The organism is Kocuria sp. CNJ-770 (assembly GCF_001942375.1).
Lineage (GTDB): Bacteria > Actinomycetota > Actinomycetes > Actinomycetales > Micrococcaceae > Kocuria > Kocuria oceani.
Map to the genome: position 1 here is coordinate 12,571 of NZ_MKJW01000109.1, position 14,791 is coordinate 27,361.

The window sequence follows — 14,791 nt, forward strand, 5'->3', positions numbered from 1 at the left end:
GAGTCCGTGGACAGGCACCTGGCCGCCGGCACGGACTCCCCGGCGGGTCTCCGCGCCGGGGCACGGCACGGGGACCCGCCGGCGCTCGCCTACTGAGCGGCCCGGTCGCCGGGCAGATGCCGCTCGTCGGGGCCGTTGTACTCGGACAGCGGCCGGATCAGGGAGTTGGCGGCCACCTGTTCCATGATGTGGGCGGTCCAGCCCGTGATGCGGGCGGCGACGAACAGCGGGGTGAAGGTGGGGATGTCGAAGCCCATCAGCCAGTAGGTCGGCCCGGCCGGGTAGTCGAGGTTGGGCTTGATGCCCTTCGCCTCGTCCATGGACTTCTCCAGGCCGTTGTACAGGCCCAGCAGCTCGTCGCGGCCGTAGTGGGCCACCATCGCGTCCAGGGCCGCCTTCATGGTCGGCACCCGGGAGTCGCCGTGCTTGTAGACGCGGTGGCCGAAGCCCATGACCTTCTTCTTCGCGGCCAGGGCGTCGTCCATCCAGGCCTTGGCGCGGGCCTCGGCCTCGGCGGCGGACTCCTCCGTGCGGATGCCCAGCTCCTCGAACGTCTCCATCACCGCCTCGTTGGCCCCGCCGTGCAGCGGCCCCTTCAGCGCGCCGATCGCCGCGGTGACCGCCGAGTGCAGGTCCGACAGCGTCGAGGTGACCACCCGGGCGGTGAAGGTCGAGGCGTTGAAGGAGTGCTCGGCGTAGAGGATCATCGAGACGTCGAACGCCTCGACCACCGCAGGGTCGGCCTCCTCGCCGAAGGCCATCCACAGGAAGTTGGCCGAGTAGCCGAGGTCCTCGCGCGGGGGCACCGGCTCCTGGCCGCGCCGGCGCCGCTGGTCGTAGCACACCACCGCCGGCATCGCCGCGAACAGCTTCTGCGCCTTGCGCAGGTTGGCCTCCGGGGAGGAGTCCTCGGCCTCGGGGTCCTGGGCGCCCAGGACGGAGGCCGCGGTGCGGCAGACGTCCATGGGGTGGCAGGTGGTGGGCAGGGCGTCGATGATCGCCGTCAGCTCGGGGGTCAGCGCCCGGTGCGCCCGCTCCCGGGCCGTGAACTCCGCCAGCTCCGCCTCCGTGGGCAGCTCACCGTTCCACAGCAGCAGGGCGACCTGCTCGAAGGAGCAGTTCGCGGCCAGTTCCTGGACGGGATAGCCGCGGTAGAGCAGGGAGTTGGTCTCCGGATTGACCTTGGACACGGCCGTGTAGTCGGCGACGACGCCGGCCAGTCCCTTGCGGACCTCGCTCTGGGTCTCGGTCATGGTGGTCTCCTTCTCGTGTCGTGCGGTCGGTCCGGTCAGTGGTGCAGGCCGGGCACCTCGAAGTCGAAGACGCCGGCGTCGAACTGGTTGTACCCGTGGTAGTCCACCAGCTCGTAGAGCCGGGCGCGAGTGAGCATCTCGGGCACGGCGGCCTGCTGGGTGCCGTCCGCGGCGATCGTGGCCAGCACCCGCTCCATGGCGCCCAGGGCGGAGCGCATCAGGGTGACCGGGTAGATGACCATGTTCACGCCCACCTCCTCGAGCTGGGCGGCGGTGAACAGCTGCGACTTCCCGAACTCGGTCATGTTCGCCAGGATCGGCACGTCCACCGCCGCCCGCATCGCGGCGAACTCGCTCAGGTCGGCCATCGCCTCGGGGAAGATGGCGTCCGCCCCGGCGTCCACGAGGGCCTTGGCCCGGTCGGTGGCCGCGGCGAGGTCCTCCACGCCGCGGATGTCGGTGCGGGCCATGACCAGGAAGTTCGGGTCCCGGCGGGCCTCGGTCGCGGCGCGGATCCGCTTCGTGGCGGTGGCCAGGTCCACCACGGACTTCCCGTCCAGGTGGCCGCAGCGCTTGGGGTTGAACTGGTCCTCGATGTGGCACCCGGCCAGCCCGGCGTTCTCGAGCTCCTGCACGGTGCGGGCCACGTTCATCGGCTCGCCGAAGCCGGTGTCGGCGTCCACGATCGCGGGCAGGTCGGTGAGCCGGGCGATCTGCCCGGCCCGGGCGGCGACCTCGGGCAGGGCGGTCAGGCCGATGTCGGGGAAGCCGAGCTCGTTTGCCAGCACGGCCCCGGAGATGTAGACGCCGTCGAAGCCCTGCTCGGCGATCAGCTTCGTGGACAGCGGGGTGTACGCGCCCGGGAACCGGGCGATGCGCGGGCCGGTGAGCATCTGCCGCAGGGCGACGCGCTTGGCCTCGGGAGTGGTGGTGGAGAACAGCATGCTCAGAAGATTCCCTTCGTGCCGGTGGCCAGGTCCACGTCCGCGGTGACGTTGAGGGCGTCGAGCTCCCCGGGGCCGAGCTCGCGCAGGTTCTCGGCGGCGGCGATGAATCGGTCCAGCTCGGCGTCGGCGACGATCCCGGCCGCCAGGGTGCGGAGCTTGGTGACGTACTGCGCGCGGGCGAACGGGCGGGCGCCCAACGGGTGGGCGTCGGCCACCGCGATCTCCTCGACCACGGTGGACCCGTCCGTGAGGGTGATCTCGGCCCGGCCGCCGAAGGCCTTCTCGGCCGGGTCCAGGGAGTGGTAGCGGCGGGTCCACTCCGCGTCCTCGGCGGTGGTGACCCTCCGCCACAGCTCGACGGTGTCGGGCCGGGAGGCCCGGGCGGGGGCGTAGGAGTCCACGTGGTGCCACGCCCCGTCCTGCAGCGCCACGGTGAAGATGTAGGGGATCGAGTGGTCGAGGGTCTCCCGGGTGGCGGCCGGGTCGTACTTCTGCGGGTCGTTGGCCCCGGAGCCGATCACGTAGTGGGTGTGGTGGGAGGTGTGCAGCACCACCGAGGCGATCCGCGCCGGATCGGCCAGCTCAGGCCGCTCCCGGTGCAGCTTCCGGGCCAGGTCGATCCAGGCCTGGGCCTGGTACTCCGCCGAGTGCTCCTTGGTATAGGTGTCCAGGATCGCGGCCTTGGCCTCGCCCGGGGCCGGCAGCGGGACCTCGTAGGAGGCGTCGGGGCCGTCCAGCAGCCAGGCGATCACCCCGTCCTCGCCCTCGTAGATGGGGGTGGGGGAGGTCTGCCCGCGCATCGCGCGGTCCACGGCCTCCACGGCCATCTTTCCCGCGAAGGCCGGGGCGTGCGCCTTCCAGGTGGAGATCTCGCCCTTGCGGGACTGGCGGGTGGCGGTGGTGGTGTGCAGGCCCTGGCCGATCGCGTGGAAGATCGTCTCCACCGGAAGGCCCAGCAGGGTGCCGATCCCCGCGGCCGCGGACGGGCCCAGGTGGGCGACGTGGTCGATCTTGTGCCGGTGCAGGCAGATGGCCTTCACCAGGTCGACCTGCAGCTCGTAGCCGGTGGCGATCCCGCGCACCAGATCGGCCCCGGTGGCGCCCACGTGCTGGGCCACGGCCAGGATCGGCGGGATGTTGTCGCCGGGGTGGGAGTACTCCGCGGCCAGGAACGTGTCGTGGTAGTCGAGCTCGCGCACCGCCACCCCGTTGGCCCAGGCCGCCCACTCCGGGGAGACCTTGGTGGCCGCGGCGTCCGCCCCGTACAGGGCGGACCCGGACCCGCCGGGGGTCGGGGCGTGGGCGGCCGCCTGGTCCCGGGCCGAGACGATGGGGTCCCGGTTCAGGGAGGCGATCGCCACCGAGGCGTTGTCCAGGATGCGGTTGATCACCATCTCGGTCACCTCCTCGCTCACCGCGACCGGGTCCGCGGCGACCTCCGCCATCTTCCAGGCCAGCTGGTCCTGCCGGGGCAGGTTGTCGGCGGACGGGTGGACGTGCACGGAATGAATGACGGTCATGGAGGTTCCTCTCGTGGGGACGGACGGTGGCCGGGCGCGGACGGTGGTCGGGCCCGCCGCTCAGCCGGCGGCGTCGAGCGGGGGAGCGGGCTGGACCCACTCGCGGACGGGGGTGGTCAGGACCGCGTGCAGCGAGTTGGCCAGGTGCACCCGGGTGGCGGCCTCCGCCAGCTCCTCGGAGCCCTCCGCGATGGCGCGCGCGATCTGGGCGTGCTCGGCGGCGGCGCGCGCCAGGCGGGACGGATTGGTCCGGGAGAGCTTGCGCACGCGCGCCAGGTGCAGCCGCAGGGACCGCTGGGCGGCGGTGAGGTACGGGTTGGCCGTGGCGTCGTCGACGGCCCGGTCCATGCGCTCCACGAGCTCGTAGTAGGCGGAGCGGTCGTCGGTGCTCGGGCCGTGGAGCCGGTCCACGCACCTCTCGAGCTCCGTGGCCAGACGCTGGAACTCGGCGGGGTCCCGGCGCCGGGCCGCCAGCCGGGCGGCCCGGCAGTCGAGGGCCTCGCGCAGCTCGAACAGGGCGCGGACGTCCTCGAGCGAGACCTGGGAGACCACCACACCGCGGCCCCGGTGGGCCTCGGCGAGCCCGTCGGCGGTGAGCCTGCTCAGCGCCTCCCGGATGGGGGTGCGGGAGATGCCGAACCGCTCCGACTGCTCCACCTCGCCCAGCACCTGGCCCGGGAGCAGCCGCCACTCGACGATGTCCTCCCGCAGTGCCTCGTAGGCGCGGTCGCTGGCGCGCACGGCTCTCTCCTCGCTTCTGCGGCCCCGGCCGGCGAATCGGCAGGGACCTTCGGTGACCGACCTCACACGTCCTCGTCAGTGTATACACATTCGTGACCCACAGGCCAGGGATTCCCGTCGTGCTCCGATATTGACGCGTTGATGTATACACGAATCTTGTCGTCTGTGATCTGGGCCACTAGGGTGGCCGCCAGGACCGTGACGCCCCGGGAGGACCCATGAGCACCGAGCAGCAGACCACGCAGGCCGAGGACTACGCGGAGGTCTACCGCCGCAGCGTCCGGGACCCGGAGCGGTTCTGGCTCGAGGCGGCCCGGGCCGTCGACTGGACGCGCGAGCCCACCGTGGCCCTCGACGCGGCCATGGCCCCGCTCTATCGCTGGTTCCCGGACGGTGAGCTCAACACCTCCTACAACGCCCTCGACCGGCACGTGGAGGCCGGCCACGGCGAGCGCACGGCGCTGGTCTACGACTCCGCGCTGCTGGGCGTCCAGGAGCGCTACAGCTACGCCAGGCTGCGCGACGAGGTCGCGCTGTTCGCCGGTGCGCTCGCGGCGCGGGGGGTGGGCCGCGGGGACCGGGTGCTGGTGTACCTGCCGATGATCCCGCAGGCCGCCGTGGCGATGCTCGCCTGCGCCCGCCTGGGCGCCGTGCACTCCGTGGTCTTCGGGGGGTTCGCCCCGAAGGAGCTGGCCGCACGGATCGACGACTCGCGGCCCCGGGTGGTGGTGACCACGACCGGCGGGCTGGAGCCCAGGCGGCGGATCGAGTACATCCCCGCGATCGAGGAGGCCCTGCGGCTGGCCCGGCACGAGCCCGGCACGGTGGTCGTGCACGAGCGCCCCGGCTTCGAGACCACCGTGGAGCAGGCCAGGGAACGGGCCGGGCACGGCGAGCAGCCCGCGATCGAGTGGCTGGGCTGGGACGCCGCCGTGGAGGGCGCCGAACCCGCGGCGCCGGTGCCCGTGGCGGCCACCGACCCGCTGTACGTCCTCTACACCTCGGGGACCACCGGCGCCCCGAAGGGCGTGGTCCGCGACAACGGCGGGCACGCGGTGGCCATGACCTGGTCCATGCGCCACATCTACGACGTCGGCCCCGGCGAGGTGATGTGGACGCCTCCGACGTGGGATGGGTGGTGGGGCACTCCTACATCGTCTACGGCCCGCTGCTCGCCGGTGCGACGACCGTGCTCTACGAGGGCAAGCCGGTGGGCACCCCGGACGCCGGCGCGTTCTGGCGGCGCGTGGAGGACCACGGCGTGAAGGTCCTCTTCACCGCCCCCACGGCCCTGCGCGCCATCCGCCGGGCGGACCCCGAGGGCGAGCTGGTGCGCCGGCACGACATCGGCTCCCTGCAGGCGCTGTTCGTGGCGGGGGAGCGGCTGGACCCGGAGACCTACGGCTGGGCCTCCCGGGTGCTGGGCGTGCCGGTGGTCGACCACTGGTGGCAGACGGAGACGGGGTGGGCGATCTGCGCGAATCCCTTCGGGATCGAGCGCCTGCCCCTGAAGCCCGGTTCGCCGTCCGTGCCGGTGCCCGGCTACCGGGTGGAGGTGCTGGACCCGCTGGGGCAGCCGGTCGCGACCGGCGAGGAGGGCAACATCGCCCTGCGCCTGCCGCTGCCCCCGGGAACCCTGACCACGCTGTGGGGCGACGACCGGCGCTTCGTGGACTCCTACCTCACGGCCTTCCCGGGCTACTACGCGACCGGTGACTCCGGCCACGTCGACGAGGACGGCTACGTCTACGTCATGGGGCGCACCGACGACGTGATCAACGTGTCCGGTCACCGGCTCTCCACCGGCGCGATGGAGCAGGTCCTGGCCTCGCACCCCGCCGTGGCCGAGTGCGCGGTGATCGGGGTGGCCGATCCGCTCAAGGGCCAGCGTCCGGCCGGCTATGTGGTGCTCAAGTCCGGCGTGGAGGTGCCGGAGGAGCGGCTGCGGGACGAGCTGGTGGCGCTGGTGCGCCGGCAGATCGGGGCGGTCGCCGACTTCAAGGACGTGGCGGTCGTGGAGGGGCTGCCCAAGACCCGTTCGGGCAAGATCCTGCGCAAGACCATGCGGCAGATCGCGGACGGCGAGGACTACACGGTGCCCTCCACGATCGAGGACTCCACCGTGCTGGAGGCCCTCGAGGGCGTGCTGCGCCCCCCGCGCGCCGGCTGAGGACCGGCGCGGCCCCGCTCAGACGGGGGTGCTGGGGGCGGCGGCCTCCGTCCCGGTCTCGCGCACGGCCCTGCGCCGCCGGGCGCGGTCGAGCAGGGCCATGCCGGGTCCGGCGGTGACGCCGTGGAGGACGACCGACATGACGATCACCAGCCCCACGATCCGCCACAGCATCTGGTCCTCGGCGGCGAAGTCCCCCTCGGACAGGGCGTAGCCGAGGTAGTAGACGGAGCCGATGCCGCGGACGCCGAAGAAGGCGATGACGCAGCGCTCCCACGGGCCGGTGCGGCCCCGGGCCAGGCCGATCCACCCGGCGACGGGCCGCACGAGCAGGAGGAAGGCCGCGGCGACCATGACCTCGGACCAGCTGAGGCCGGCCAGCAGGCCCCGGGCGACGGCCCCGCCCAGCAGCACGAGCACCACCACCGTGAGCAGGCGCTCGAGCTGCTCGATGTAGCTATGCAGCACGCCGTGGTAGCCGTGGGCCCGCTCACCGGCGCGGATGGTGAGCGCGCACACGAACACGGCGACGAAGCCGTAGCCCTCCACCATCTCGGTGAGGCCGTAGGTGAGGAAGGTCGCCGCGAGCGCCACGAAGCCCTCGGAGTGGGAGCCAGGCGGATGCTCTCGACCGGGGAGCGGAAGAAGACCCGCCCCAGCAGCCTGCCCACGAGGTAGCCGGCGAGGCATCCGACCGCGATCCGCCAGGCGACGTCCACGAGGAGGAAGTGCGGCAGCCACGCCGCCGGCGCGGTCCCCACGACGCTGAGGGCCACGGCGAGGTACACGAACGGGAAGGCGAGTCCGTCGTTGAGGCCCGCCTCGGAGGTGAGGCCGAAGCGCACCTCGTCCTCCCCGTCGAGGTCGTCCTGGGCCTCCGAGGGCTGCCCGACCTGGACCTCGGACGCCAGGACGGGATCGGTGGGGGCCAGGGCCGCGGCGACGAGCACGGCCCCGGCCAGGCTCAGCCCCAGCACCGACCACCCGAGCAGGGTCAGCCCGACGAGGCACAGCGGCATGACGACGCCCAGCAGACGCCAGGTGGTGGCCCACCGCACGCGTCCCAGGGGGCGGTCCAGGGCCAGGCCGGCGCCCATCAGGGACACGATGACGCAGATCTCGCTGAGGTGGACGGTGATGTCGCTGTAGGCCACCGGGTCCGGGTCCGGGAGGTTCTCCGCCACGGAGAAGACGGCCAGGCCGGTGCCCAGGAAGACCATGGGCATCGAGACGGGGGCGCGCATCAGCAGCCGCGGCAGCAGCGCGGCGGCGAACACGGCCAGACCGGCGGCGGCGAACATCAGGCTCGGGGCGTCGAACACCAGGACCTCGTTCCTTCGGGGGATGGGGTCGATCCCGAGAAGACTACGCACCGGAGCCGACGCGGGCACCGTGCCGGTGCGCGCAGGGGACGTCCCGGGCGGCGTCCGCTCAGCCGGCCCACGCGTATTCGAGCTCCGGGCGCCCGGGGGTGCCGTAGCGGGAGCGCCGGCGCACGAGGCCGCGGTCGGCCAGGTGCTCCAGGTAGCGCCGGGCCGTCACCCGCGACAGCGTGCTGCGCTCGGCGACCTCCCCGGCGGAGAGCCACTCGCCGCCGCGCACGAGCTCCGTGACGGCGGCCAGGGTCTGGGCGGAGAGCCCCTTGGGCGCGGCGGCGCGCACCGGCGAGCCCAGGGCCGCGAAGGCCCGGTCGACTTCGGCCTGGCCCACGGCCCCGGCCCGTCCGAGCGCCGAGCGGTAGCTGCTGTAGGCGGCGAGCTTCTCCTCGAACACGGCGTAGGTGAAGGGCTTGATGAGGTAGCCCACCACGCCGAGCGTGGTCGCCTCGCGGACGGTGGCCACGTCCCGGTGCGCGGTGATCACCAGCAGGTCCACCGACTCCCCGCGCGCCCGCAGGGTGCGCGCGACGTCGAGCCCGGACATGTCCGGGAGGTTGACGTCCAGCAGCACCAGGTCCACGGGCCGGCCCGCCCGGCGGGCGGCCTGCACGGCCTGCACCGCCGTGTGCCCGGACACGGCGGTGGCCACGGCCCGGAAGCCCGGGGAGCGCTCGACGTACTCCGCGTGGGCGGCGGCGGTCAGCGGCTCGTCGTCGACGACGAGGACCCGCACCGTCCCGGTCACGGGACCTGCTCCGGCACGGCGTCCCGGGGGACGGGGATGGTCACGGTGAACACGGCCCCGCCGTCGTTGCCCAGCTCGATCCGGGCGCCCCAGCGCTCCACGACCTCGCGCACCAGGTGCAGGCCCACGCCCCGGCCCTCGGGTCCGGCGGGCTTGGTGCTGACCCCGGGCTCGAAGACGTCCTGGGCGAGCTCCTCCGGAACGCCCATGCCGGTGTCGGCCACGGTGACCACGACCGTGTCCAGGGCGGGGTCGGCGTCGTCGGGCGCCCCCACGATCTCCACCTCGACCACGGGGCGGACGCGGTCGGCGTTGGCCGCGGCCGCCTCCACGGCGTTGTCGACGAGATTGCCGACGAGGGTCACGAGGTCGGCGGGGGAGACCGGGACGCGCGGCACGTCCGGGCCCACGGCGACCTCCAGCTCCACGCCTCGCTCGTGGGCGGCGGCCGTCTTGCCCACGAGCAGGGCGGCGAGGAAGGGGTCCTCCAGACGGGCGAGCAGATCCTGGGACAGCCCCTGGGTGCGCTGCCGGTCCGCGGAGGCGAAGTCCAGGGCCTCCGCCTCGCGCCCCAGCTCCAGCAGCGAGACCACCGTGTGCATCCGGTTGGCGTGCTCGTGGGTCTGCGCCCGCAGGGCCCCGGCCAGGGCGGAGGTGGCGCGCAGCTGCCCGGAGAGCCGGGAGATCTCGGTGTGGTCGCGCAGGATCACGACCATGCCCCGCCCGGCGAGCGCCCCGCCCGCCGGCAGGCTCGAGACGATGAGCGTGCGCTCCCCGACCACGACCCACTGCTCCTGCACGGACGCCCCCGAGCGCAGCACGGCCTCCAGGGCCGGGGGCAGGCCCAGCGCCTCGACGGGCGGTGCGCTGCGCCGGCCGGGCCCGGCCGCGTCCGGGGCGATTCCGAGCAGCTCGCGGGCGCGGGCGTTGAGCACCGGGACCGCGCCGGAGGGGTCCACGAGCAGCAGGCCCTCGGTGGCCTCGTTGAGCACGGCGTCGTGCAGCGCATGGACCTGGGCGAGCTCCGCCGGGCCCCAGCCGTACGTGACCCTGCCCAGGTAGCGCGCCCCGAGGGCCGCGACCGTGGCCGAGGCGGCGAGCAGCAGCGCCCCGACGAGGAGCACGGCCGGCAGCTGGGCGAGCGCCTGCTCGGAGAGCGCCTCGAGCAGCACGCCCGTGGCCACCAGCGCCACGACCGTCCCGTCCCCGTCCCGCACGGGGGCGATCGTGCGCACGGACGGGCCGAGGTTGCCCCGCTCCGTGCTGGTCCAGACCTCTCCGGCGAGCGCGTGCGAGCGGTCGCCCCGGTAGGGGTCGCCCACCGAGGACGGCCAGGGGTGGGTCCAGCGGGTGCCGTCGGGGGCCATGATCGTGACGAAGTCCAGGTCCGTGTCCTCGAGCAGCCGGTCCGTGAGCGGCTGCAGGGCCGCGTGCGGGTCCGGGGTGCCGGCGGCCTCCAGGACGTAGGGGTCGTCGGCCAGGGCCGTGGCCACCGCCCGGGTCACGGCCTCGGCGCGCTCCCGGACCGCCTGCCGCTCCTGGGCGAACAGGACCAGGGAGACCGCGACGGTCACGACCGCCACGACGACCAGCTGGAGGAGGAGGAAGCGCCTGGCCAACGACATGCCCGCCTCCTCCCCTCCTGCCCGTGCCACCTGCCGGCGCGCTCAGCCCGTGCTCCGGTTGTGGTGGGCGTCACGACCATTATGACCACAACGCGACAGGGCCGCGGCGGCCGGTGAGACTCGTCACAACAGCCCGGTCCCGGGCTCCGGGCAGCGCCTCCCGGCGCCGCCCGCCGGTACCGTCCGTCCGCACCCTCCACCCGCACCGTCAGGAGAAGCATGGCCACCGTCGCCACGGAACCCGTCGACCCGCAACGGCCCGTCCAGAAGCAGAAGAAGGACAAGACGCACTACCTGTACGTCTTCGTGATCGTCGCCGTCGTCGCCGGCGCCGTGCTGGGCCTCGTGGCCCCCGAGTTCGCCCAGACGCTCAAGCCCATCGGCACCGCGTTCATCGCCCTGATCAAGATGATGATCGCCCCCATCATCTTCTGCACGATCGTGCTGGGCGTCGGCTCCATCGCCAAGGCGGCCACCGTCGGCAAGGTCGGCGGCCTGGCCCTGGCCTACTTCATGGCGATGTCCACCGCCGCCCTGGCCATCGGGCTGCTGGTGGGCAACCTCATCCACCCGGGCGAGGGCCTGAACATCCAGGGCTCCGAGTACGAGATCACGGACACCGGCCACGGCGACGGGGAGGGCGGGACGATCGGGTTCCTGCTCGGCATCATCCCCACCACCCTGCTGTCCTCGCTGACCGAGGGCAACATCCTGCAGACCCTCTTCGTCGCCCTCATCGTGGGCTTCGCCCTCCAGCAGATGGGCCCGGCCGGCAAGCCCGTGCTCAAGGCCGTCGGCTACATCCAGGCCCTGGTCTTCCGGATCCTGATCATGGTCATGTGGGTCGCCCCGATCGGTGCGTTCGGCGCGATCGCCGGCGTGGTGGGGGAGACCGGCGTGCAGGCCATCATCTCCATGGCCACGCTGATGATCGCCTTCTACCTCACCTGCGTCCTGTTCATCGTGGTGGTCCTGGGCGGTCTGCTGAAGGCCGTCACGGGGATCAACATCTTCCGGCTCATGAAGTACCTCGGCCGGGAGTACCTGCTGATCTTCTCGACCTCCTCCTCCGAGGCCGCCCTGCCGCGGCTGATCGCCAAGATGGAGCACGCCGGCGTCTCCAAGCCCGTGGTCGGCGTGACAGTCCCCACCGGGTACTCCTTCAACCTGGACGGCACCGCGATCTACCTGACCATGGCCGCCCTGTTCGTCGCCTCCGCCATGGGCAACCCCCTGGCCCTGGGCGAGCAGATCTCCCTGCTGGTGTTCATGATCATCGCCTCCAAGGGCGCCGCCGGCGTCACCGGCGCCGGACTGGCCACCCTCGCCGGCGGGCTGCAGTCGCACCGCCCGGACCTGGTCGACGGCGTGGGCATCATCGTGGGCATCGACCGGTTCATGTCCGAGGCCCGCGCCCTGACGAACTTCACCGGCAACGCCGTCGCCACCCTGCTGATCGGCAAGTGGACCCGGGAGCTCGACCTCGACCAGGTCGAGCGCGTGCTCTCCGGCCAGGACCGGTTCGACGAGTCCACCATGGCCGCGCACTCGCACGGCGCCCCCGAGCAGGACGCCGGCGCCGACGGCGCCGGTGTCGAGGACTCCGTGGCCGAGAAGGTCGAGGCCGCCGCCGGCACCCGCTGAGCACCACCTCCTGCCGACGGGACGACCGCGCCGCCGGACCCCACCGGGTCCGGCGGGCGCGGTCAGTCCGTCTCCCGGCCCCGCCCCGCCGCCCCGGCAATTCGGGACCGGCAGGCGGCGGCGGTACCCTGGTAGCTGATCGAGTCCAGGAAAACCCCAGGTCGGCCCCACCGGCCCGGGCCGCCCCGCGCCCGGGCCGGCCCGGGCGCGCCAGCGACCACGAACGAAAGAGCGGTGCCACGAGTGAGCCAGCGAAGCGACGAGAGGATCCCCGGAACGGGCGAGACCGCGGCGGGAGCCCTGGGCCCCACCGGCCGTCCCGTCCGCGACTTCCCCGAACCGCCCGAGCTGTCCGCCCACGGGCCCGCCCGGATCATCGCGATGGTCAACCAGAAGGGCGGGGTGGGCAAGACCACGTCCACCATCAACCTCGGGGCCGCGCTGGCGGAGCTGGGGCGGAAGGTCCTGCTCGTCGACTTCGACCCGCAGGGCGCGCTCTCCGCCGGCCTCGGCGCGAACCCGCACGAGCTCGAGCTGACGGTCTACAACGTGATGATGGACCGCTCCGTGGACGTGTGGGACGTGGTCCAGGAGACCGACGTCGAGGGCGTGGACCTGCTCCCCGCCAACATCGACCTCTCCGCGGCCGAGGTGCAGCTGGTCACCGAGGTGGCCCGGGAGCAGGTCCTGGCCAGCGCGCTGCGCAAGCTCGAGGAGCACTACGACGTCATCATCATCGACTGCCAGCCCTCGCTGGGGCTGCTGACCGTCAACGCGCTGACCGCCGCCCACGGCGTGGTCATCCCGCTCATCGCCGAGTTCTTCGCGCTGCGCGCCGTGGCGCTGCTCGTGGACTCCATCGAGAAGGTCCAGGACCGGCTCAACCCGCGCCTGCAGATCGACGGCGTGCTCGCCACGATGTTCGACTCCCGGACGCTGCACTCCCGGGAGGTCATGGCCCGGATCGTCGACGCGTTCGGGGAGAAGGTCTTCGACACGGTCATCAAGCGCACCGTGAAGTTCCCGGACGCGACGGTCGCCGCCGAGCCCATCCTCTCCTTCGCCACGGCCCACCAGGCGCGGAGTCCTACCGCCAGCTGGCGCGGGAGCTGATCTCGCGCGGCGGCGCGCCCTGATGCACCCCGAGGAGCTGCCGGAGCCCAGCGGGCCCGGCGGCTTCACGGTGCAGCTGGAGGACTTCGCCGGGCCCTTCGAGGTCCTGCTCTCCCTGATCGCCAAGCACGAGATGGACATCACCCGGATCGCGCTGTCCACCGTCACCGACGAGTTCCTCCAGTACGTGCGGGCCCTGCACGAGTCCGGGTCGGTCCGCGCCCTCGACGAGGCCAGCGAGTTCCTCGTGGTCGCCGCCACCCTCCTGGACCTCAAGGCCGCCCGGCTGCTGCCGCGCGGCGAGGTCGAGGACGAGGAGGACGTGGCCCTGCTGGAGGCCCGGGACCTGCTCTTCGCCCGGCTGCTGCAGTACAACGCCTTCAAGGAGGTCGCCGGTCTGCTCGACGAACGGCTGCGGGCCGAGTCCGCCCGCCTGCCCCGGGTGGTGCCGCTGGACCCGGAGGTCGCCGCCGTCCTGCCCGAGCTCGACTGGCGGACCACCCCCGAACAGTTCGCCGAGATCGCCCGTGCGGTGTTCGCGGCCAGGCCGGGGACGCCCCCCGAGGTCGGCGTCGACCACCTGCACGGGGCCGCCGTCTCCGTCCGGGACGAGGCCGAGGCCCTGGTGGTCCTGCTCGGCGACGGCCGGCCGCGTTCCTTCCACGCACTGGTGGCCGAGGCAGGGTCCACCCTGGCGGTGGTCGTCCGGTTCCTGGCGCTGCTGGAGATGTTCCGGGACGCCGTGATCGAGCTGTCCCAGGAGGCCCCGCTGGGGGAGCTCACGGTGCGCTGGACCGGAGCCGGCAGCGGGTGGACCGTCGAGCGACTCACCACGGACGACACCGGCGTGGCCGGCGCCCCGGCGCCCGGACCGGCGGCGGACCCGGTCCCCTCGTCCGTGGGGTCCGCGGCGGGGGTGCCCGCGTGAGCGCCGTGCCGGAGGCCGGTCCGGACCTCGAGGCCCTGCCCGGGGGCCTGAAGGCCGCCGTCGAGGCGATCCTGATGGTCGCCGACGAGCCCGTCGGCGAGTACGAGATCGCCGCCGCGCTCGTGGTCCCCGTCGCCTCGGTGCAACGGGTCCTGGACCGGCTGCGCGCGGAGTACGACGGACGGGCCGCGGATCTGGGGTATGCTGGAACGTTGGAGCCGCGCGGCTTCGAGCTGCGCAGCACCGGTGCCGGATGGCGGATCTACTCCCGCAGCGAGTTCGCCCCGGTCGTCTCCGCGTTCGTCGCGGAGGGGCAGACCGCCCGGTTGTCCCAGGCGGCCCTGGAGACCCTGGCCGTGGTGGCGTACCGCCAGCCCGTGAGCCGAGGACGGATCTCCGCGATCCGCGGGGTGAACGTCGACGGCGTCGTCCGCACCCTCGTGCAGCGGGGGCTGATCCGCGAGCTCGAGCGGGACGGCGAGTCCGGGGCGGTGCTCTACGGCACCACCACGTTCTTCCTGGAGAGGATGGGCATCGGGTCGCTCGACGAGCTCCCGGACATCGCCCCTCACCTGCCGGGCATCGATCAGATCGACCACTACGAGGACTGAGACACCACCATGGCCACACCACGTTCATCATCCGGCCGCCCCGGACCCGGCGGCCGCCGCGGCCCCGGCTCCCAGGGCGGGAAGCCCCCCACGTTCATCATCCGGCCGCCCCGGA

General features: G+C 73.2%; 9 protein-coding genes and 3 pseudogenes. 5 read left to right on the forward strand and 7 right to left on the reverse strand.

Annotated features, from left to right (window positions below):
- Nucleotides 1-89 precede the first annotated feature (89 nt).
- From BJF77_RS12625 to BJF77_RS12640, 4 genes are read right to left on the reverse strand one after another with little or no spacing between them, the layout of a single operon-like run.
- Nucleotides 90-1,253 (reverse strand): bifunctional 2-methylcitrate synthase/citrate synthase, encoded by a 1,164-nt coding sequence (locus BJF77_RS12625; protein ID WP_075872394.1) that lies wholly within the window; start codon nt 1,251-1,253, stop codon nt 90-92.
- 35 nt (nt 1,254-1,288) lie between these two features.
- Entirely contained in the window at nt 1,289-2,197 is a 909-nt protein-coding gene (prpB, locus tag BJF77_RS12630) for a methylisocitrate lyase (RefSeq protein ID WP_047802974.1), read from the reverse strand.
- A gap of 2 nt (nt 2,198-2,199) precedes the next feature.
- A complete protein-coding gene (locus BJF77_RS12635) occupies nt 2,200-3,720 on the reverse strand; it encodes an MmgE/PrpD family protein (RefSeq protein ID WP_047802973.1) in 1,521 nt (506 codons plus the stop codon).
- A gap of 60 nt (nt 3,721-3,780) precedes the next feature.
- Entirely contained in the window at nt 3,781-4,461 is a 681-nt protein-coding gene (locus BJF77_RS12640; protein ID WP_047802972.1) for a GntR family transcriptional regulator, read from the reverse strand.
- Nucleotides 4,462-4,679: 218 nt separating this feature from the next.
- On the opposite strand from BJF77_RS12640, the pseudogene BJF77_RS12645 reads away from it, so the two are divergent.
- Nucleotides 4,680-6,631: pseudogene (locus tag BJF77_RS12645) on the forward strand (AMP-binding protein).
- 18 nt (nt 6,632-6,649) lie between these two features.
- Here the strand turns inward: BJF77_RS12645 and BJF77_RS12650 are convergent.
- The 3 genes and pseudogenes from BJF77_RS12650 to BJF77_RS12660 all read right to left on the reverse strand — a co-directional run bounded on the left by BJF77_RS12650 (nt 6,650) and on the right by BJF77_RS12660 (nt 10,380).
- Nucleotides 6,650-7,953, reverse strand: a pseudogene (locus BJF77_RS12650) (cation:proton antiporter).
- A 109-nt stretch (nt 7,954-8,062) separates the two neighbouring features.
- A complete protein-coding gene (locus tag BJF77_RS12655) occupies nt 8,063-8,755 on the reverse strand; it encodes a response regulator (RefSeq protein ID WP_075872395.1) in 693 nt (230 codons plus the stop codon).
- Nucleotides 8,752-10,380: an ATP-binding protein gene (locus BJF77_RS12660; RefSeq protein ID WP_075872396.1), complete on the reverse strand. Its 1,629-nt coding sequence runs from the start codon at nt 10,378-10,380 to the stop codon at nt 8,752-8,754. The genes BJF77_RS12655 and BJF77_RS12660 overlap by 4 nt, the downstream gene beginning before the upstream one ends.
- Before the next feature lie 219 nt (nt 10,381-10,599).
- On the opposite strand from BJF77_RS12660, the gene BJF77_RS12665 reads away from it, so the two are divergent.
- From BJF77_RS12665 to scpB, 4 genes and pseudogenes are all read left to right on the forward strand, one after another.
- Nucleotides 10,600-12,024 carry a cation:dicarboxylate symporter family transporter gene (locus tag BJF77_RS12665; protein ID WP_075872397.1) on the forward strand — a complete coding sequence of 475 codons (1,425 nt, stop codon included), beginning with the start codon at nt 10,600-10,602 and terminating at the stop codon, nt 12,022-12,024.
- A gap of 243 nt (nt 12,025-12,267) precedes the next feature.
- Nucleotides 12,268-13,160 (forward strand): annotated as a pseudogene (locus BJF77_RS12670) (ParA family protein).
- A complete protein-coding gene (locus BJF77_RS12675; RefSeq protein WP_075872398.1) occupies nt 13,160-14,065 on the forward strand; it encodes a ScpA family protein in 906 nt (301 codons plus the stop codon). The pseudogene BJF77_RS12670 and the gene BJF77_RS12675 overlap by 1 nt, the downstream one beginning before the upstream one ends.
- Nucleotides 14,062-14,676: an SMC-Scp complex subunit ScpB gene (gene scpB / locus BJF77_RS12680; RefSeq protein ID WP_075872399.1), complete on the forward strand. Its 615-nt coding sequence runs from the start codon at nt 14,062-14,064 to the stop codon at nt 14,674-14,676. The genes BJF77_RS12675 and scpB overlap by 4 nt, the downstream gene beginning before the upstream one ends.
- The last annotated feature ends 115 nt before the right edge of the window (nt 14,677-14,791 follow it).